At 48.8% G+C, this 334-nt stretch carries 1 protein-coding gene; it reads right to left on the minus strand.

The genetic code is table 11. The features are described from left to right. Positions 1–100 precede the first annotated feature (100 nt). Positions 101–334: hypothetical protein (locus ACQ4MZ_RS31640; RefSeq protein WP_430852039.1), on the minus strand; the 234-nt coding region annotated here is incomplete at its 5' end.

Consider the following 334-nt stretch of genomic DNA (forward strand, 5'->3'; position numbering starts at 1 on the left):
TGGTGAATAAAGCACTGCCGCAAAAAGCAGGTAGCGTAAATAAGTAGCCGGTGTTATCATTACTCTTGAAAAATGGTCTCCTTGAATAAAAAATGCATTTCTAAGGGTTGGTCAACGTAACTGTATTATAGTTGGTGGTGACCGTAGTTGTCGCCGTCTTGACTTTGGCATAAAAGCGGTAGGTACCAGGATCGAGCAAAGCTGCCGGCCACTTCCCGTCGGCACTGCCCTCCTGGGCCGATAGTTTGTAAACACCGGGTTGGCTGGCATCAGGGATCGCCTTGCCCATCAGGTTATGGAATGTATCCGAGGTAGTCGACGCCCAGATTTCTAC

Source organism: Dyadobacter sp. BHUBP1 (genome assembly GCF_050587785.1).
Lineage (GTDB): Bacteria > Bacteroidota > Bacteroidia > Cytophagales > Spirosomataceae > Dyadobacter.